Origin of the sequence: Comamonas testosteroni (assembly GCF_014076415.1) — a bacterium.
GTDB classification, from domain to species: Bacteria; Pseudomonadota; Gammaproteobacteria; order Burkholderiales; family Burkholderiaceae_C; genus Comamonas; species Comamonas testosteroni_F.
In genome coordinates this window covers 213214-232188 of sequence record NZ_CP043568.1, presented here as the reverse complement: position 1 = coordinate 232188, position 18975 = coordinate 213214, and the positions used below count along the sequence as shown (strand labels likewise).

Here is an 18975-nt window from a genome sequence, read left to right as displayed (position 1 = left end):
TCACCGGCCTTGCCAGATCGCAGGCACGGCGGGGCCTGGCCTGTGCAAGATGCCAGGCCAAGCCATCCGGAAAGAGAAGCCCCGGCGCGACGGCCGGGGGCGATTCAGGGATCAGCTCGCGGCCGATGTCCCCAGGCCCTTGAGGCCCAGCTTGCGCATCAAGCTGGTATCGGCCTCCACATCGGGATTGCCGGTCACCAGCAGCTTGTCGCCGTAGAAGATGGAATTGGCACCAGCCATGAAGCACAGGGTCTGCACGGCCTCGCCCAATTGCTGGCGGCCCGCCGACAGGCGCACGCGGGCCTTGGGCATGGTGATGCGCGCCACGGCGATCACACGTACGAAGTCCAGCGGATCCACCGGCTCGCTGTCGGCCAGCGGCGTGCCGGGCACGGGCACCAGGCTGTTGATGGGCACGGACTCGGGATAGGGCTGCATGTTCGCGAGCTGGGCAATCAGGCCGGCACGGTGGACCTCGGTCTCGCCCATGCCGATAATGCCGCCGCAGCACACGCTGATGCCCGCATCGCGCACCGCCGCCAGCGTGTCCAGCCGGTCCTGGTACTGGCGCGTGCTGACCACATCCTTGTAGTACTCGGGCGCGGTGTCGAGGTTGTGGTTGTAGTAGTCCAGGCCGGCCTCGCGCAGCGATGCCGCCTGATGCGGCTGCAACATGCCCAACGTGGCGCAGGTCTGCATGCCCAGGCCCTTCACGGCGCCGATCAGCTCGTTCATCTTCTCGATGTCACGGTCCTTGGGCGCGCGCCAGGCGGCGCCCATGCAAAAGCGGGTGGCTCCGGCATCCTGTGCTGCCTTGGCGGCGCGGGTGACTTCCTCCACGCTCATCAGCTTCTCGGCCTTCACTCCCGTATCGAACTCGGCCGACTGCGGGCAGTAGCCGCAGTTCTCGGGGCAGCCGCCGGTCTTGACGGACAGCAGGGTCGCCAGCTCGATCTCGCCCGCCGGCCAGTTCTCGCGATGCACGCTCTGGGCACGGTGCAACAAGTCAAGAAAAGGCAGGTCCAGCAAGGACTGCACTGCCTCCACAGGCCAGCGCTGCGCTTCGGTGGCCGCGGCGGGCTTGGCCGGCGCATGCCAGTGCATGGTCTGGCTGCCGCAGGCAGCGGCTTGCTGTGCGTCGGCGGCGCGCACTGGGTTGTCTTGCTCGGGCACGGAATAGGACATCGCGGTCTCTCCTCAATCGGGGGAATGCCGCGCATTTTGGGCAAAAAAATCAAGGATTTACAGAGCCCACATGCAAATAGTTGCCCTCCAAAGAGTTGCAGCAAGAAGCGCTATTTTTGAGCGTTATTTCAATGCATTTGACAGATTTTCATCACCCATTAGAAACAGCCAGCCATAACTTCTGCCAAATTGAGCTCTTGTGCACTCAATTGAGTGCAATGCAACAGATTCAGACCTTGGATTTCAACGAGGAAGAGCGTAGATATCGGCAAAAAACATGGTTTTTGGCGCTTTTTACCCGGACAAGGCCTGAATCAGAGCCAGAAACGGTGCTGTGCCGTCCGTGCAAAGGCGGACAAACACCCCAAACTGGCCGATTTAATTCCCTCAACTCTTGTTGGACATTCGCACCGAGCGCAAAAAAAGCCGCAGCAGGGCTCCGGCTGTAGGGCGGGAGGGCTGGGCTTAGAAGGCGTGAGCCATGCCCACGCCGAATGAAGTACCCGAATCTGCACCGTACTCGTAGCTCTTGCGGCCCAGACTGGCATAGAGCGTGGTGCGCTTGGACAGCGCATAGTCGGCCCCCAGGGAGTAGAAATGATTGGTCTGCTCCTGCATGCGCTGGCGCCCGTAGCCGGCCTTCAGGGTGGTCTGTCCCATCTGATAGGTGGCACCCAGCGTCACGGCCTTGGCCGAAAGCGCCGTCTGGGCCACGCGCGAGTAGTCCCAGGCGGCCATCACGGCGGCTGCGCCAAAGCGGTATTTGCCAGCCACGAAGGTGTCCTTGTCACCGCTGCCGTTGCGCTCGAAGGCCAGCATGCCGCTCAGGCTGTCCGAGTCGTAATTGAGAGAGGCCGAATAGCCGCGCCCTTCGCGGCGCAAGGTCAGCGGCACTTCGGTGCGCTCCGGCGAGGCGCTCAGATGCAGGGTAAAGCCGGCCATCGTGGGCGAATCGTAGAAGATGCCATTGGCCATGCGCCCATATTCGGCTGCGCCGTTGTTGCTGTAGCGGTCGGTAGGCGTGAGGTAGTGCCACTGATACCAGGCCGGAGAGGAAATGCGGTTGAAATTGGCCCAGGGGTCGAACTTCCAGTCCTGCGACCACATGGCCGACAGGGCGCGGCCCAGGCGCAGGTGGCCGAATCCGCCCTGCAGACCCACCGTGGACTCGTCGTGCCAGAACGGCTTGCTGCCCTGATCCTCCAGACGCCCGGTATCGATATCGAAACGCGCGCTCAGGCGAAAGGTGGCCTTGAGGCCGCCTCCCAGGTCCTCCCAGCCTGCAATGGCCAGATTGCTGCGCTGAATCGTGCCGGCCTGGGCCGTGCCGTCAAAGCCGCGATAGATGCCGCCGTCGATCAGACCGCCAATGCTGACGCTGGACGACTGGGCTGCCGCAGGCAGCACGGCAGACAAAAGAGTGAAACATGTGGAACAAGCAATGCCAGTACGCAAGCGCATGCCGGTGGTTCTCCTTGAATTGTGAAGTCACTGCCCCCGCAGCCAGCCCATGGCACAGCAGAAGACAGAGAAGGTCGAAGACCTGTGAGATGAGGCGATGACAGGCAGTCAGGCCCTGCCTGATGCACTGAAGACAGCCGGAACATGGCTGGCAGCGGGGCTGCCGATTCCGGCCCGAGAAGCCTGCTCAAAAAGCAGGCAACGGGACGCATTATGAAAGTCTGGCCTGCGCAGAGTCCAGTCCGTCGTCAGCTTGGTTCAGCCGCTGCGCGCCACGCCGGAAGCGGCACAGATGCGATTCATCTCGCTGCAAAACGGCTGGGCACAGGGTGCCAGGCCCTGGTACTGACAGCCTTCGGTCATGCACAAATGCGAACGGTGCTCGCTGTTGCGGCGCGGCACGGGCAAGGCATTGGCAGCCTGGGCCGCCGCCATCATCAGCCAGGGATCGGACTTGTTCTGCAGCAGCTGCTGCACCTCCTGCGCCAGCGCCGGCGTGGGCATGGCCAGAGGCAGAGAAGCCATCTGTGCCGGCGTCGCCTGAGCAGCGCTCGCCGTGACGGGCTGCATCTCCAGCCACAGCAATGCGCTGGTGGCAAGCGTGCTGGTTGCCGCGGGCGACTGCGGCTGCACCACCAGAGCCAGAGGACCGCTGCTCAAGTCACCCGGATCCGCCATGGGCAGGCGCAGGGCCGTCCCCGGCCCCAGGGTTGTCGGGATGCTTGCCGCACCCACGGCCTGCGCCCATGCGGCGGGTACCTGCAATGTCAGGGAAAAGCTGCGCTCGCCTTGCGGCGTGACCAGCGTGCCTTGCTGCACCAGCCAGTTCTGCAGCTGGGGCAGACGCGGTGCGGCAGCACCGCCGGCAGTTGCCGCCGCCATGCCCTGCTGCGCCTGCTCCAGCGCCACGGCCGCCGTCGGAGACAGGGTCGTCGCCGTCTGCAAAGCGGAACTGGGCGGCTGCGCGCCAGACACCGCAGCCTGCGCCAAGGCCTGCATCAGCGCAACCGATCCCTGCTGGCCGGCCAGCAGTTGCAAGGGCTGGGCCTGTCCCTGCAGGCTGACCTGAACCTGCGCGAGCAGGCTTTGCACAAACTGCTGCACGGCCGCTGGCAGGCCCTGACTGGGCCAGCTCGCCGCAGGCGCACCGGGCTGGGCCTGCACCTGCAGGGCCAGTTGCGCAATCAGATGCTCAAAGGCCTGGAGCTTGAGGTTCTGCAAGGTTTGCGGCGACCACTGCACGATGCTGGTCGCCGGGGGCGTCGCCTGAGCGGCGGGCAGCTGCTGCGCTGCGGGAAGATCCGGGACAGCGGCTGCAGCCACATTGCCGGCCTGCGCAGCCGCCTGACCCGTGGGCACGGACACGGGCAGTACGGAGGCAACGGGTTGCAGTGGTGCAGTCATGCGGTCGTCGGTGGCGGGGCAGCAAAGCCGGAATCAGGCCATTGTGCCCGCCCCTGCAGATAAGCATCGGAAAAAGAGCTGCCGGTGCTTGTAGCTCAAGCACCAGGGCTGCCCGGATCGTGCCGGCGCCGCATGGTTCACGCCTGCGATCCGAAGCGCGGGTCAGGGGCGAACCATTGCGGGCGGAATCAGGCTTCGGCCGGGTAGAACAGCTTGCGCGTGGCCGTGGCCTGCACGGCCTTGGCAATGGCGCCGATATGGTCGGGTGTGGTGCCGCAGCAGCCACCCACGATATTGACCAGACCTTCGGCCGCGAATTCGTGCACCAGGCGGCTGGTGATCTCGGGCGTTTCGTCAAAGCCGGTATCGCTCATGGGGTTGGGCAGGCCGGCATTGGGGTAGCAGCTGATGAAGGTGTCGGGAGCCGCCTTGGCCAGCTCCTGCACATAGGGACGCATCAGCGTGGCGCCCAGCGCGCAGTTCAGGCCCACGGACAGCGGGTTGCTATGGCGCACGCTGTGCCAGAAGGCCGTCACGGTCTGTCCGCTCAGAATGCGACCCGAGGCATCGGTCACCGTACCGCTGATCATGATGGGCAGGCGCTCGCCGGTCTGCTCGAAGGCTTCGTCCACGGCAAACAGCGCGGCCTTGGCGTTGAGGGTGTCGAAGATGGTCTCGACCAGGATCACGTCGGCACCGCCTTCAATCAGCGCCAGCGTCTGCTCCAGATAGGCCTGGCGCAGCTGCTCGAAGGTGATGTTGCGCGCAGCAGGGTCGTTCACATCGGGGCTGATGGAGGCGGTCTTGGGCGTGGGGCCCAGTGCGCCGGCCACATAGCGCTTGTGATCGGGCCTGCTGAACTTGTCGCAGGCCGCGCGCGCCAGCTGGGCGCTCCTGAGGTTCATCTCATAGGCCAGGTCGGCCATGTGATAGTCCTCCTGCGCAATCGTGGTCGCGCCAAAGGTATTGGTCTCGATCAGATCGGCGCCGGCTGCCAGGTATTTCTCATGGATGTCGCGAATCACGTCGGGACGGGTCAGCGACAGCAGCTCGTTGTTGCCCTTGACGTCATGGGCGAAGTCCTTGAAGCGCTCGCCCGCAGCATCGGCACCGGCATAGCCCTCGCCGCGATACTGCGCCTCGCCCAGCTTGAAACGCTGAATCATGGTGCCCATGGCTCCGTCAAGAATGACGAGGCGCTTGGCAAGCGTTGCGGGCAGCTCCTGGGCTCGGGTGTAGGCGGGGGTGGGGTGCGACTGGCTCATAGACCGCCATTGTAGGAAAGCTGGCAGGCTTTGCCGGGCAGCCGGGCATTGCCCTGTAGCCAGCGCCTATTCCGATGGCTGGCCTGCCGGGTAGCGAGCCTTGGCCATGCGGAACGTCAGATTCCAGCGCTCGTTGCCAAGCAGCGGGTGCGGGCCCGGCTTGAGCGGGGCAACACCATGGAACACTAAGCGCGAAGGCCCGCCCCAGACCAGCACATCGCCATGGGTGAGTGCAAGGCGCCGGGTGGGATTCTGGCGCGTCGGTCCGCCCCAGAGAAAGCTGCAAGCCAGGCCCAGCGAGACCGAGACTATGGGCGCAGCAAAGTCGTGCTCGTCCTGGTCGCGGTGCAAGCCCATGCGCGCACCCGGCTGATAGCGGTTGATCAGGCAGGCGTCGGGCGCAAAACCCGGATAGCCGGCCAGCGCCGCAGCCCTGGCGGCCTGCTCGCCCAGAAAAGCCGGGATGGCAGGCCAGGGCCTGCCGGTCTGCGGATCGACAGCGCTGTAGCGATAGCCCTGCAGATCCGAAACCCAACCCCAGCCGCCGGCGTTGGTGATCGCCACCGACATGAACTTGCCACCGGGCACCTGCATGGTGCGAAACGCTGCCCGTGTCTGCAAGGCCCTCACCTCGGCCACCCAGCGCTGCTCCTCGGCTGTCGCAAACCCCCGCAGCAGCACGGCTCCGTCATCAATGATCTCGGCGGGCAGGGGGTCGTCAGGAAACAGCGAAAGCGTCATTGCAACGCTATCATAGGCCCGGTCGGCGGCTGCCCCTCCCAGCCGCCAGCCAACGCCTGATACAGCGCCACGGCGGCACGCAGGCCACGCACGCGGCTGTCGGCCGCCGCGTCCTGGGCCGCGTAGAGGTCGCGCTGCGCGTCCAGCACCTCGTACAGGCCCACGCTGCCCAGGCGGTAGCGGCGCTGCGCGAGCTGCTCGGCCCGGGCACGCTGCTCGGCGGCCTGGGCCAGATGGGCATCCTCGGTGCGGGTGCGCGCCAGGCCCACCAGGGCGTTCTCGGTGTCCTCCAGTGCCAGCAGCACGCTTTGCTGGTACTGGGCCAGGGCGACCTGGGCACCGGCCTCGCTGGCAGCGATGCGTGCGCGCACGCGGCCCACGTCGAGGAAAGACCAGTCCACACCCAGAAACACGCTGCGGCTCGCGCTGCCGGCCTCGAACAGCGCGCCCGTGCTGAGAGCGGAGCTGCCCAGCAGACCGCCCAGCGACAGGCGCGGAAACAGCTCGGCCGTGGCCACGCCCACCCGCGCCGTGGCGGCATGCAGACGCGCCTCGGCGGCGGCCACATCGGGGCGACGGCGCAACAGCTCGGCGGGCGTGCCGGGAGCGATGCTCTCTGGCAACTGCGGCAACGCGGCCGGCGCGTCCAGCGCCGAGATCAGAGCCTCGGGCACCTGGCCGGTAAGCACGGCCAGCCGGTGCTGGGCCACGGCGATCCGGGCCTGCAGCGCCGGAATGCGCGAGCGCGTGGTCTCCAGCTGCGCCTGGGCACGCGCCAGGTCGAAGTCGGTGCCGCTGCCATGCGCCAGCCGCAGCTGCACCAGGCGCAACGTGTCCTGCTGATTGGCGGCATTGGCCTCGGCCAGATGCAGGCGCTTCTGCCAGCCGCGCAGATCGGCGTAGCCGGCCGCGACCTGGGCCGCAATGGCGACCTGCAGCGCAGCCAGATCGGCGGCACTGGCACGCAGGTCGGCGCTGCCGGCCTCGATGCTGCGGCGCACGCGACCGAACAGGTCCAGCTCCCAGCTCGCGTTGATGCCGGCGCTGTAGCTGCGCTGGCTGCGCGGCCCGCTTGGTGCCTGGCTTTCGCTGCGTCTTTGCTGCAGCGCCTGGCCCGACAGGGTGAGCGTAGGGAGCTGATCAAGACGGCTTTCGCGCAGCAGGGCCTGGGCCTCATCCAGCCTCGCCAGTGCACCGCGCAGCTCCTGGTTGGCCCGCAGGGCCTGCTCGACCAGCTGCGTCAGTTGCTCATCCTGGAACTGGCGCCAGAACGCGGCATCGGAACCGACCTCGGGGGATGCCAGCTCCAGGACTGCAGACGGCTCGGCCCGCGCGAACTGCGCGCCGGCTGCGGGCAACTCGGGTGCACGGAAATCGGGGCCGACGGCGCAGCCTGCCAGCAGGGTCGCAAGGCCTGTCACGGCATATGCCAGAGCATGCCGGCGCAAGGGTTTGCGGATCTCAGACATGACTGCCCTCCAGGGATGTGGGTGAAACATGTGAAGCTAGATGAGCAGGCGTGCGGGTCGCCAGCGAACGGCCCGACAGACGGCGCAGCGTGACGTAGAACACCGGCGTGAGGAAGAGGCCGAACAGGGTCACGCCCAGCATGCCCGAGAACACCGTCACGCCCGTGGCCGCGCGTACCTCGCTGCCCGCGCCGCTACCGATCAGCAAGGGCACGGCGCCCGCGATGAAGGCGATGGAGGTCATGACGATGGGACGCAGCCGCAGGCGGCAGGCCTGCAGCGCGGCATCGACTGTTGGCGAGCCGCGCATCTCCAGCTCGCGTGCGAACTCCACGATCAGAATCGCGTTCTTGCAGGCCAGTCCCATGAGCACGACCAGGCCGACCTGCACGAAGACATTGTTGTCCCCCCCGGCCAGCCATACGCCGAACAGCGCCGCGCAGATACACACGGGCACGATCAGGATCACGGCCAGCGGCAGAGTCCAGCTTTCGTAGAGCGCGGCCAGCACCAGGAAGACCAGCATCACGGCGATGACGAAGACCACGGCCGCAGCATGGCTCTGCTCGACCTGCTGGTAGCTCAGATCCGTCCAGGCCAGCTCGATGCCGCGCGGCAGCGTGCGCTGCGCGATCTCCTGCAGCTTGGTCAGCACCTCGGCCGACGACAGCAGGCGCGGATCGGAGTCGCCGATCAGGTCGGCAGCCGGAAAGCCGTTGTAGCGCAGCACCGGATCGGGTCCGTAGCTGGGCACCACGGTGACCATGGAGCCTATGGGTACCATCTCGCCGCGCGCGTTGCGCGTGCGCAGCTGGGCGATGTCCTCCACGGCCTGGCGGTAGTCGGCATCGGCCTGCAGCATCACGCGCCAGACGCGGCCGAAGGCGTTGAAGTCGTTGACGTAGACCGAGCCCAGATAGGCCTGCAGGGTCTGGAACAGATCGGTCAGCGCCACGCCCTGGGCCTTGGCCTTGATGCGATCCACCTTCACTTCCAGCTGCGGGATGTTGGACTGGTAGCTGCTGACCGGGTAGGTCATGCCAGGCGTCTTCGCAATCTCGGCCTGGAAGGCCGCAAGCGACTGCTGCAGCGCAGCATAGCCCAGGCCTGCGCGGTCCTGCAGGAACAGCGAATAACCCGATCCGTTGCCCAGGCCCTGGATGGGCGGCGGCATCAGCGCATAGGCGAAGCCGCCCTCGATCTGCGCGAACTTGGCACCCAGCTCGGCATTGATGGCCTCGGCGCTGCGCGTGCGCTCGCCAAAGGGCTTGAGCATGATGTAGGAGCTGGTCAGATTGGGCGTGGTCGTGGACTGCAGCGCATTGAAGCCCGCGAAGGCCGCGACCATGTCCACGCCATCCACGCTCTTGGCCGCCTCCACCATCTGGCGCGTGACCGCATCGGTTCGGTTCAGCGACGCACCTTCGGGCAGCTTGGCGCCGGCAAACAGGTAGAGCTTGTCCTGCATGGGGATGAAGCCGCCGGGCACGACATGGAACAGCACGGCGGTGCCGGCCAGCAGTGCCGCATAGACCGCGAACACCAGGCCGCGCCGGCGCAGCGAGCGACCCACCGAGTTCTGGTAGCCGTGAGCACTGCGATCGAAGAAGCGGTTGAAGGGCCGGAAGATCCAGCCCAGGCCCTTGTCGATGACGCGCGCCAGCGCGTCGCGCGGTGCGCCGTGCGGCTGCAGCAGCTTGGCCGCCAGTGCCGGCGACAGGGTCAGCGAGTTGATGGCCGAGATCACCGTGGAGATGGCGATCGTCACGGCGAACTGCTGGTAGAACTGGCCCGTGACGCCGCTGAGAAAGGCCATGGGAACGAAGACCGCGCACAGCACCAGGGCGATGGCGATGATGGGCCCGGAGACCTCCTTCATGGCCAGATGGGCCGCCTCCTGCGGGCTGTGGCCCTGCTCGATGTAGCGCTCCACGTTCTCGACCACGACGATGGCGTCGTCCACCACGATACCGATCGCCAGCACCAGGCCGAACAGCGTCAGCGTGTTGATGGAATAGCCCAGCAGGTACAGACCAGCGAAAGTGCCGATGATGGACACGGGCACGGCCAGCAGCGGAATGATGGAGGCGCGCCAGGTCTGCAGAAAGACGATGACCACCAGCACCACCAGGATCACGGCCTCGATCAGCGTGCTCTGCACGGCCTTGATCGAATCGCGCACAAAGACCGTGGGGTCCCAGACGGATTCGAAGGCCACGCCTTCGGGCAGGTCCTTGGAAAGCCTGTCCATGGCCGCGTAGACCTGCTCGGCCACGCCCAGCGCATTCGCGCCCGGCGACAGGAAGATGCCCACGGCAGCCATGTTCTTGGTGTCGCTCCACGAGCGCAGCGTGTAGTCGCTGGCGCCCAGCTCGATGCGCGCCACGTCGGCCAGACGCACGACCTGACCGCCTTCGCCGCTCTTGAGCACGATGTCCCCGAACTCCTCGGCCGTCTTCAGCCGCCCGCGCACATTGATGGACAGCAGCTTGTCGGACTTCTGCGCACTGGGCTCGGCGCCCAGCTGGCCGGCCGAAACCTGGATGTTCTGCTCGCGGATCGCGGCGATCACTTCGCCGGCCGTGAGCTGGCGTGCCGCCACCTTTTGCGGGTCCAGCCAGACACGCATCGCATAGTCGCCCGCGCCGTAGATGCCCACGTCGCCCACGCCGGGGATGCGCGCCAGCACATCCTTGATCTTGAGCGTGACATGGTTGCGCAGATACAGCGCATCATGCGCGCCGTCCCGGGACACCAGGCCCACGTACATCAGCGGCGTGGACGCCTGCTTCTGCGTGGTCACACCGAACTGCCGCACCTCCTCGGGCAGCCGGCTCTGGGCCTGGCTGACGCGGTTCTGCACGCGCACCGCGGCGGTGTCGGGGTCGATCTCGGGGCGGAAGGTGGCGACCACCTGCAGGCTGCCGTCCGAAGCCGCAACCGACTTCATGTACATCAGGCCTTCGACCCCGTTGATGGCTTCCTCCAGCGGCACGGCCACCGACTCGGCGACCTCCTTGGGATTGGCTCCCGGATAGGTGGCGCGCACCACCACGCTGGGCGGCACGACCTCGGGATATTCGCCCACCGGCAATTGCGGAATGGCCACCAGGCCGACGGCAAACATGATGATGGAGAGCACGACCGCGAAGATGGGTCGGTCTATGAAGAATTTGGAGAAGTCCATGGCACGCCCTCCTTACTGCGCAGCGGCTGGCGCGGGCTGTGCGGCCGCTGCCGCCACCGGCCTGGGATTGACGGGCATGCCGGGGTAGTAGATGCGCTGCACGCCGCCCACCACCAGCCGGTCACCCGCGGCCAGGCCTTTTTCCACCAGTCGCCGGCCATCGACCATGCGACCCAGCGTGAGGTCGCGACGCTCGGCCAGATTGCCTTCACCCACCACATAGACGTACTTGCGGTCCTGGTCGGTGAGCACGGCCTTGTCGTCGATCAGCAGCGCCTGGGACTCGGCCTCCTGCCGGTCCGGGCCGCTTTGCATCTGCACGCGCGCGAACAGTCCCGGCGTCAGCATCCGGTCGGGGTTGGCCAGGCGCGCGCGCAAACGCATGGTGCCCGTGCCCGGCTGGAGCTGGTTGTCGCTGAAGTCCAGCGTGCCCGCATGGGAAAAACCGCTGTCGCCGACCAGGGCGACACGCACCGCGCGGCCCTGGCCGGTCAGGCCGGCCAGACCTGCCTTCTGGTAGCGCAGAAAGCTGTGCTCGTCGGCATCGAAATACGCATACACCGGGTCCTGCGAGACCAGGGTGGTCAGCACGCTCTGGTCGGCCTGGGCCATATTGCCCACGGTGAGCAGGGCGCGGCTGGCACGGCCCGTGATGGGCGCGCGCACCTCGGTGAAGTCGAGCTGCAGCCGGGCGGTGGCCAGCTCGGCCTCGGCCGCACGCACCTGGGCCGTGGCCTGGGCCAGCGTTGCGGCCCGCGTGTCGGCTTCCTCGCGCGAGACCGCATTCTCGGCCACCAGCTGGCGCGCGCGCTGGTCCTGCGTCTGCGCCAGTCCGGCAGCGGCACGCGCGCGTTCGAGCTGGGCCTGGGCGCTGGCCAGGGCCGCGCGATAGGGCCGCTGGTCGATCACGAACAGCAACTGGCCTTTCTTCACCTCCTGGCCCTCGGCGAAGGCGATGCGCTCGATATAGCCCGACACGCGCGAGCGCAGCTGCACCGACTCCACGGCCTCGATGCGGCCGTTGAACTCGTCCCAGGGGCGTATGGCCTGCAAGGCGACCTCGGCCACCTGCACCTCGGGCGCGGGCGGCGGGCCGTTGCCGGCATGGGCATCGCTCGCGCCGGGGCGGCCGCAGCCGGAGAGCAGGGCCAGCGCCGCGAGGCCTCCGGCCAGCAGCAAGGGCCGCAGCGGCGGCGTGGAATGGACTGACATATGGACTCTCCCTGAATGAATGCGCCCGCCCTGCTGGCGGCAGCAGGCTGACGGAACGACCGCCTCTGCCGATAAGACGCAGGAGCGGCCATGCTTGTGACAGGCATTGGCAGGTGGCTGGAAGAGATTCAATAAAGATAGCTGCTATCGCTTTTCAATAAACAACTTCAGGCATAAAACCATCTGAAATTGTTTTTTATCAATCGGATGCAGCTATGAATACAAGAAAAACTCCGACCAGCGCATGGGCCGTTGATTGCGGCTCCACCGGCTCTCGATCACAATGGCGGCATTCTTCAAGTTCAAGTGAACTTTAAGTCAAGTCCCAGGGAAAGACATCATGAAAATTGAGGATGATCCGCTGATGAGCATCAGCGACTTCGCGCAGCGCAGCGGCGTCAACGCATCGGCGCTGCGCTACTACGAGTCGCTGGGTCTGATCGAATCGGTGCGAAGCAGCAGCGGAAGGCGGCGCTACCACCGTTCGGGCCTGCGGCGCATCGCCTACATCGTGTTTGCGCAGCGCGTGGGTTTCACGCTGGAGGAGATTGCCGCGCAGCTGGCGCGGCTGCCGACGCGGCATGTGCCCACGGGCGGCGACTGGCAGAAGATGTCGCGCATCTGGCAACAGCGGCTGGACGAGCGCATCGACGAGCTGCAGCGCCTGCGCGACAGCCTCAACCAGTGCATAGGCTGCGGCTGTCTGTCGCTCAAGGTGTGCAGCATGTACAACCCCGGCGACCAGTGCCAGCGCGGCGGCCCGGGACCGCGCCGCTGGCTAGGCGACGAGCTGCAGGCCGAAGGCCACTAGCCTCGGCTCAGCGGCCGCTGGCCTGGGCGAAGGCCAGCACGGCCTGCAGCAGGCGCTGCATGGTGGGCTGGATGCGGGCCGCAACCTCGGGCAGATAGTCGAACGGCATCTGCTCCTGCATATAGCTGGACTGCGTCATCTCCAGCTGCACGGCGTGGAAGCCCTGCTCCGGCTGACCATAGTTGCGCGTGATGAAGCCGCCCTTGAAGCGGCCATTGAGCACGCTGGTGTGGTCCGGTGCCTGCCGTGCAATATCCAGCAACTGCTGGGCCAGCGCTGGCGCGCAGCTCTTGCCGTCGGCGGTGCCCAGGTTCAGGTCGGGCAGCTTGCCCTCGAAAAAGCGCGGCAGCACCGAGCGGATGCTGTGCGCATCCCACAGCATGGCCACGCCATGCTGGCTCTTGATGCGGTCGAGCTCGGCGCGCAGCTGCGCATGATAGGGCTGCCAGTAGAGTTCGCGACGGCGCGCGACCTCCGCCTCGTCGGGCTCCAGGTCCTTGCTCGCATACAGGGGCTCGCTGTCGAAGCCGTCAACCGGGCACAGCCCGGTCACGCTCTGGCCCGGATAGAGGCTGGCACCATCGGGCGGACGGTTCAGATCGATGACATAGCGCGAATGCGTGGCGGCCAGAATGGATGCGCCCAGTTCCTTGGCGAAGTCGTAGAGCCGCGGCATGTGCCAGTCGGTGTCGTGGACTTCGCGCCCTTCGGGCGTGAGCCTGGCCGCAATGTCGGCCGGCACATGGGTGCCGGTATGCGGCATGGAAATCAGCAGCGGTGCCGTACCCTGGTGAAAGACAAAGGGGGCGATGGCTTGGCTCATGGAGCGTCTCTCTTCTGTCAAAAATCTGGATGCAGCCGCCCTCAGGCGTTCTGCAGCAATGCCTTGCGGGTCTGCACAAAGCCTTGCTGAGCGACTTCGTGCAGCGTATGGCGGCCTGCCTGCACACGCTGCTGGCCGCGAACCCAGACTTCGGCAATGGCCGAAGTGCGATGGCTGGCAAACACATGGGCCGCATGGCCGCTGTCGGCAGGCAGCCCGTTGAGGGCCACATGCCGGGCATCGAGCACCACGAAATCCGCCTGCTGGCCCACGGCCAGACCGGCAATGGCACGGCCCGAGGCCTGGGCACCGCCGGCCACCGCCTGCAGGGTCATGGAGGTCGCCACCTGGGGCTGAGCGCCGCCGCCAAGCACATTGCGCTGGCGCAGGTTCAGGCGCTGGCTGTATTCGAGCATCAGCAGCTCTTCGGCCGCATTGACCGTAGCGTGGCTGTCCGAGCCAATGCCCCAGCGACCGCCATGCCTGAGCCACAGCGGCATGTCGAAAATGCCGTCGCCGAGGTTGGCTTCAGTGGTGGGACAGATGCCGGCCACGGCAGCGCTGCGAGCCGCGCCTGCATATTCCTCGGGCGTCATATGCGTGGCATGAACCAGGCACCAGCGCGCATCGACGGGTGCATGGTCGAGCAGCCATTGCACGGGGCGCTGACCACTCCAGGCCAGGCAGTCATCCACCTCCTGGGTCTGCTCTGCAATATGGATGTGCACCGGTGCCTTGGGCAGCATGGCGTGCAGGCCAGCGAGCGCAGTCTTGAGGCTGTCCGGGGGCACGGCCCGCAGCGAGTGCGGAGCAAGGCCCAGGGCTGCCTGCTGCGCCCTGGTCACGGGCTCCAGCTGCTGCAGCAGGCCGAGCATATTGTCAGTGCTGCGAATGAAGCGGGCCTGATCCTCGCGAGGCGGCAGGCCCCCGAAGCCGCTGGTCTGATAGAGCACGGGCAGCAAGGTCATGCCTATGCCCGTCTTCTGCGCCGCACGCAGCAGCGCCAGAGACAGGCTGGCATCGTTGGCATAGGGCTTGCCGCCCACATCATGGTGCACATAGTGGAACTCGCAGACCGAGGTGTAGCCGGCCTCCAGCATTTCCAGGTACAGCCAGGTCGCGATCGCCTCCAGGGCCTCGGGCGTCATGCGATTGGCAAAGCCGTACATCAGCTTGCGCCAGCTCCAGAAGCTGTCCTGCGCCTGGCCGCGGAACTCGGTCAGCCCGCCGAATGCGCGCTGGAAGGCATGCGAGTGCAGATTTGGCATGCCGGGGATCAGCGGGCCGGCTGCACGGATGGCGGTATCGACCTCGCCGGCCTCGCCGCTTTGCGGATCCACATCGGTGAGCACCTCGGCCAGACGCCCGCTCTCATCCCAGCTCAGCAGGACGTTGCGCGCCCATCCCGTGGGCAGTAAGGCGTCTTCGGCAAACAAGGTACGCGAAATGGATGGGGATGCAGTCATGATGATGGTCTCTGTGAAGCGAAAAAGATCAAACCGCGCAGCTCATGCAGTCACGCGCTCAGTCTGCTCCATCGCAGCCAGCAAAGCCAGAACAAAACGCGCGTTGTCGCCTTCGGTGCCTATGGACACGCGCATGAAATGCTCGAAACCGGGCTCCTTCCAGGGCTTGACGATCACGCCCTGCCTGAGCAGCGCCTCGGTCACCGGGGCATTGGGACGGCCCAGGTCGAGAAACAGGAAGTTGGCTACCGAGGGCGCAATGCGCAGGCCTTGCAGCGGCTGGCCCGGTCCTGCCAGCGCCAGCAGCTGTCTGCGCAGATCTTCGCGCAGCGCCACCGTGGCGGCCACGCCGCTGCGCATGTGCGCAGGGTCGTTCCAGGCCGCCAGCGCCGCGCGCTGGGCCGCCATGTTCACGTTGAAGGGCGAGCGCACCTTGTCCATCAGGCCCACCAGCTCGGCGCTGTCGGCCATGCCGTAGCCCACGCGCAGACCGGCCAGGCCCCAGGCCTTGGAGAAGGTGCGCAGCACGATCCAGGGTCCGACCCGCGCGTCCAGCATGGCCAGCACATCGGGGTAGTCATCGTCATGCAGCGCGTATTCGTAATAAGCCTCATCCACCACCAGCACGGTGTTGGCGGGCGTGGCCTCCAGCACCTGCGCAAACTGCGCCGCATCCATCATGCAGCCCACGGGGTTGGACGGGTTGGGCAGGAAGGCGATCTTGGGGGCCTTGGCCACGGCAGTGCACCAGGCGCCCAGATCGAAGCCCAGTTCCTCGTTCAGCTCGAGGAGCTCGACTTCCGCGCCCATCATCTTCGGATAGATTTCGTGCAGGCCGAACACGGGACGCTGGGTCACCACCAGATCGCCGGGGGCGAGGAAGACCTCGCAGAGAATCTTGATCAGGTCTTCCGAGCCGTCGCCGAACACCAGACGCCCGGCGGGCAGCCCTGTGCGCTCGGCAATGGCTTCGCGCAAGGCCGTGCAGTTGGCATCGGGATAGTTACCCACATCGTCGGCCACCTCGGCAATCGCGCGGCGCACCGAGGCACTGGCACCGAAGGGATTTTCATTGCTGGCCAGTCGCGCGATATCGGTCACGCCATAGCGCGCCCGTACCGCTTCATTGGACAGGCCGGCGTTGTATGCGGGCAGCGGGCGCACCTGGGCACGGGCCAGCGAGGCCACCAGAGAATTCGTCATAGATCGAACACCTTTCCGGGATTCATCAGGCCCAGGGGATCGAGGGCCAGCTTGATGGCCCGCATCGCCGCCAGCTCTGCGGGCGTGCGGCTGTTGCTGAGAAAAGGCTTTTTGTGCAGGCCGATGCCGTGCTCCGCGGAGACGCTGCCCTGCATCTCGCCCACGATGCGGTAGAGAAGCGCCTCCACCTGCTCGCATTCGCCGTTGACGGTCTTGCCATCCACCGAGACATGGAGATTGCCGTCGCCCACATGGCCGAAGTACAGCGCCTGGTGACCTGGCCAGCGAGCGGCAAAGGCCTGCATGCAGGCTTCGGCAAAACGGCCGATGTCGGCCTGGGGCAGGCTCACGTCGAAGTTGATGGCGGGATGCATATTGTTGTTGAGCTCGGCCGGTGCCTCGCGCAGCTTCCACAGCTGCTGCACCTGGGCACCCGACTGGGCCACGATGGCATCGAGCACCTCGCCGGCTTCCATGGCTTCCTCGAGCACCTGCTGCACATCGCCTTGCAGTTGCGCCTCGTCCTTGCCGTCCACATTGATCAGGGCCAGCAAGGGGTAGCGCTGTTCAAAAGGCGCAGCGAGCTTGAGCCAGGCCATGGAGGCCTGCACAAAGCTGTCCCACATCAGCTCATAGGCAGCGACGCTGTTGCCGAAGCGCGATTGCATGCGCTTGAGCACGGCCAGCGCCGAGTCGAAATCGGGCATGGCCACCAGCGTCGTGGCCGTGGCCTGGGGCGCGGGACGCAGGCGCAGCAGCACGCGCGTGATGATGCCCAGCGTGCCTTCGGCACCGATGAAGAACTGCTTGAGGTCATAGCCCGTGTTGTTCTTGATCATGGGGCGCAGCATGGGCAGCACCGTGCCGTCGGCCAGCACCACCTCCAGGCCCAGCACCTGCTCGCGCATCATGCCGTGCTGCAGCACGCCGTTGCCGCCCGCGTTGGTGGAGACATTGCCGCCGATCTGGCAGCTGCCGCGAGCGCCGAGATCCACGCCGAACACCATGCCGACATCGACGGCAGCCTCCTGCACGGCCTGCAGGGTGACGCCGGCCTGCACCTGCATCAGCCCGGTCTTGGCATCGATGTCCTCGATGCGGTTCATGCGATCCAGCGACAGGGCCACTGCCCCCTCCATGGGGACTGCGGCACCGGCCAGCCCGGTCAGTCCACCCTGGGGGACCACCGCAATCCTGTGGGCGCTGCACAGGCGCATGACGGCGCTGACTTCCTCCGTGGTGCGCGGGCGCACCAGCGCCAGCGGCTGCCGGGGCGGCGTGCCGCTCCAATCGGTGCGACAACGCTCGGGCGTGTCCGTGCCGCGCAGCGCTACATCGGCGCCCAGGGTGGAAATCAGTTCATTGAGAAATTGTTCGTGAGACATCAGCAACCTTTCGCGCTCCCCGCATTCAGGCTTTGGCTTGCTGTGCAATCAGGCCCTGGCGCACCACCGTGCAGTCAGGCTTGCTGCCGAACCAGTAGGCCAGCTCTGCAGCCCGCTGCACGGGCCAGAGCACGAAATTGGCGGGGCGACCCACGGCAATCAGGCCTTGCTCGTCCTGCAGGCCCAGAGCCTGCGCGGCGTGCCGGGTAATGCCGGCCAGAGCCTCGGGAACCGTCAGACGGAACAGCGTGCAAGCCATATTGGCCATGAGCAGCAAGCTCAAGCACGGGGAGGTACCCGGATTGTGATCGGTAGAAACGGCCATCGGGACCTTGGCGGCCCTTAATTCCTCAATCGGGGGCACTTTGGTGTCGCGCAGCGTGTAGAAGGCCCCGGGCAGCAGCACGGCCACGGTGCCTGCCTTCTTCATCTCGGCGATGCCCTGCTCGGACAGGTGCTCGATGTGGTCGCAGGACAGCGCGCCATAGCGGGCCGCGAGGGCTGCACCCTCCATATTCGACAGCTGCTCGGCATGCAGCTTGACGGGCAGGCCCAATGCCTTGGCCGCCTGGAAGACCTGCTCGGTCTCGGCCAGCGAGAAGGCGATGCGTTCGCAGAACACGTCGACGGCATCGATCAGGCCTTCGGCGGCCAGCGCCGGCAGCATGACCTGACAGACCAGATCCGTGTATTCCTGGCTGCGGCCCGCATACTCGGGCGGCAGCGCATGGGCCCCTAAAAAGGTGGTTCGCACGGTTACGGCACACAGCTCGCCCAGACGCCTTGCGGCACGCAGCTGCTTGCGCTCGTGTTCCAGGGCCAGTCCGTAGCCCGACTTGATCTCTATGGCCGTCACGCCTTCGGCCAGCAACTGCTCAAGACGCGGCAGAGCCAGCGCCACCAGTTCATCCTCCGACGCTTCGCGCGTGGCCCTGACGCTGGAGACGATGCCGCCGCCGGCCCTGGCCACTTCTTCGTAGCTGGCACCGGCCAGGCGCATGGCGAACTCGTTGGCGCGCTCGCCGCCATAGACCAGATGGGTGTGGCAGTCGATCAGGCCCGGCGTGGCAAGACGCCCTGCGCCATCGTGCCTGGGCAGCGCCTGGTATTGGGCAGGCATGGCATCCTGCGGTCCCACCCAGACCATGCGGCCCTGCTGCACCACGATGCAGGCCAGCGTACTTTCGGGAATATCCGCCACCTCGGAGACATACAGCTGCGGCGCCAGACGCAGGTTTTGCCAGCAGCCGTCGGCGGAGACTGCGGGATGGGGATTAGCTTGCGCCATGGCGATGCTCCTCGTGTTCGATGATGTCAGTCCAGGCCATGAAACTCCTGATTTCATAGCTTCCAGCGCTTGCCT

The 18975-nt window shown here is 66.3% G+C and carries 14 protein-coding genes; 1 reads left to right on the top strand and 13 read right to left on the bottom strand.

What is annotated here, in order from left to right; all coding sequences use genetic code 11:
- Positions 1-111: 111 nt before the first annotated feature.
- The 8 genes from bioB to F0P97_RS00960 all read right to left on the bottom strand — a co-directional run bounded on the left by bioB (position 112) and on the right by F0P97_RS00960 (position 11924).
- Positions 112-1104 (bottom strand): biotin synthase BioB, encoded by a 993-nt coding sequence (gene bioB, locus F0P97_RS00995; protein WP_182287059.1) that lies wholly within the window; start codon positions 1102-1104, stop codon positions 112-114.
- 546 nt (positions 1105-1650) lie between these two features.
- Entirely contained in the window at positions 1651-2646 is a 996-nt protein-coding gene (locus tag F0P97_RS00990; protein ID WP_182285276.1) for a porin, read from the bottom strand.
- A gap of 258 nt (positions 2647-2904) precedes the next feature.
- Positions 2905-4050 (bottom strand): Fe-S oxidoreductase, encoded by a 1146-nt coding sequence (locus tag F0P97_RS00985; protein ID WP_182285275.1) that lies wholly within the window; start codon positions 4048-4050, stop codon positions 2905-2907.
- 188 nt (positions 4051-4238) lie between these two features.
- On the bottom strand, positions 4239-5315 hold the full coding sequence (locus tag F0P97_RS00980) for a homocysteine S-methyltransferase family protein (protein WP_182285274.1): 1077 nt from the start codon (positions 5313-5315) through the stop codon (positions 4239-4241).
- Between the two features lie 66 nt (positions 5316-5381).
- Complete coding sequence (gene alkB / locus F0P97_RS00975; protein WP_182285273.1) at positions 5382-6056, bottom strand: DNA oxidative demethylase AlkB; 675 nt, start codon at positions 6054-6056, stop codon at positions 5382-5384.
- Positions 6053-7525 (bottom strand): efflux transporter outer membrane subunit, encoded by a 1473-nt coding sequence (locus F0P97_RS00970; RefSeq protein WP_182285272.1) that lies wholly within the window; start codon positions 7523-7525, stop codon positions 6053-6055. The genes alkB and F0P97_RS00970 overlap by 4 nt, the downstream gene beginning before the upstream one ends.
- Positions 7518-10712 carry an efflux RND transporter permease subunit gene (locus tag F0P97_RS00965; RefSeq protein WP_182285271.1) on the bottom strand — a complete coding sequence of 1065 codons (3195 nt, stop codon included), beginning with the start codon at positions 10710-10712 and terminating at the stop codon, positions 7518-7520. Before F0P97_RS00965 ends, F0P97_RS00970 begins: the two co-directional genes overlap by 8 nt.
- Before the next feature lie 12 nt (positions 10713-10724).
- A complete protein-coding gene (locus tag F0P97_RS00960) occupies positions 10725-11924 on the bottom strand; it encodes an efflux RND transporter periplasmic adaptor subunit (protein ID WP_182285270.1) in 1200 nt (399 codons plus the stop codon).
- A 340-nt stretch (positions 11925-12264) separates the two neighbouring features.
- On the opposite strand from F0P97_RS00960, the gene soxR reads away from it, so the two are divergent.
- Positions 12265-12735 (top strand): redox-sensitive transcriptional activator SoxR, encoded by a 471-nt coding sequence (gene soxR, locus F0P97_RS00955; protein ID WP_043002921.1) that lies wholly within the window; start codon positions 12265-12267, stop codon positions 12733-12735.
- Positions 12736-12742: 7 nt separating this feature from the next.
- On the opposite strand, the gene hutG is transcribed toward soxR, so the two are convergent.
- The 5 genes from hutG to hutI are packed head-to-tail and all read right to left on the bottom strand — an operon-like array spanning position 12743 to position 18900.
- Positions 12743-13558, bottom strand: a complete 816-nt coding sequence (gene hutG / locus F0P97_RS00950) for an N-formylglutamate deformylase (protein WP_182285269.1) — start codon at positions 13556-13558, stop codon at positions 12743-12745.
- 41 nt (positions 13559-13599) lie between these two features.
- The gene (locus tag F0P97_RS00945) at positions 13600-15024 is read right to left on the bottom strand and encodes a formimidoylglutamate deiminase (RefSeq protein WP_182285268.1); all 1425 of its coding nucleotides are present in this window, start codon (positions 15022-15024) and stop codon (positions 13600-13602) included.
- Positions 15025-15066: 42 nt separating this feature from the next.
- Complete coding sequence (locus F0P97_RS00940) at positions 15067-16227, bottom strand: histidinol-phosphate transaminase (RefSeq protein WP_182285267.1); 1161 nt, start codon at positions 16225-16227, stop codon at positions 15067-15069.
- Positions 16224-17612, bottom strand: coding sequence for an FAD-binding oxidoreductase (locus F0P97_RS00935; protein ID WP_182285266.1), 1389 nt, complete (start codon positions 17610-17612; stop codon positions 16224-16226). The genes F0P97_RS00940 and F0P97_RS00935 overlap by 4 nt, the downstream gene beginning before the upstream one ends.
- Before the next feature lie 25 nt (positions 17613-17637).
- Entirely contained in the window at positions 17638-18900 is a 1263-nt protein-coding gene (gene hutI, locus F0P97_RS00930) for an imidazolonepropionase (RefSeq protein ID WP_182285265.1), read from the bottom strand.
- Positions 18901-18975 lie beyond the last annotated feature (75 nt).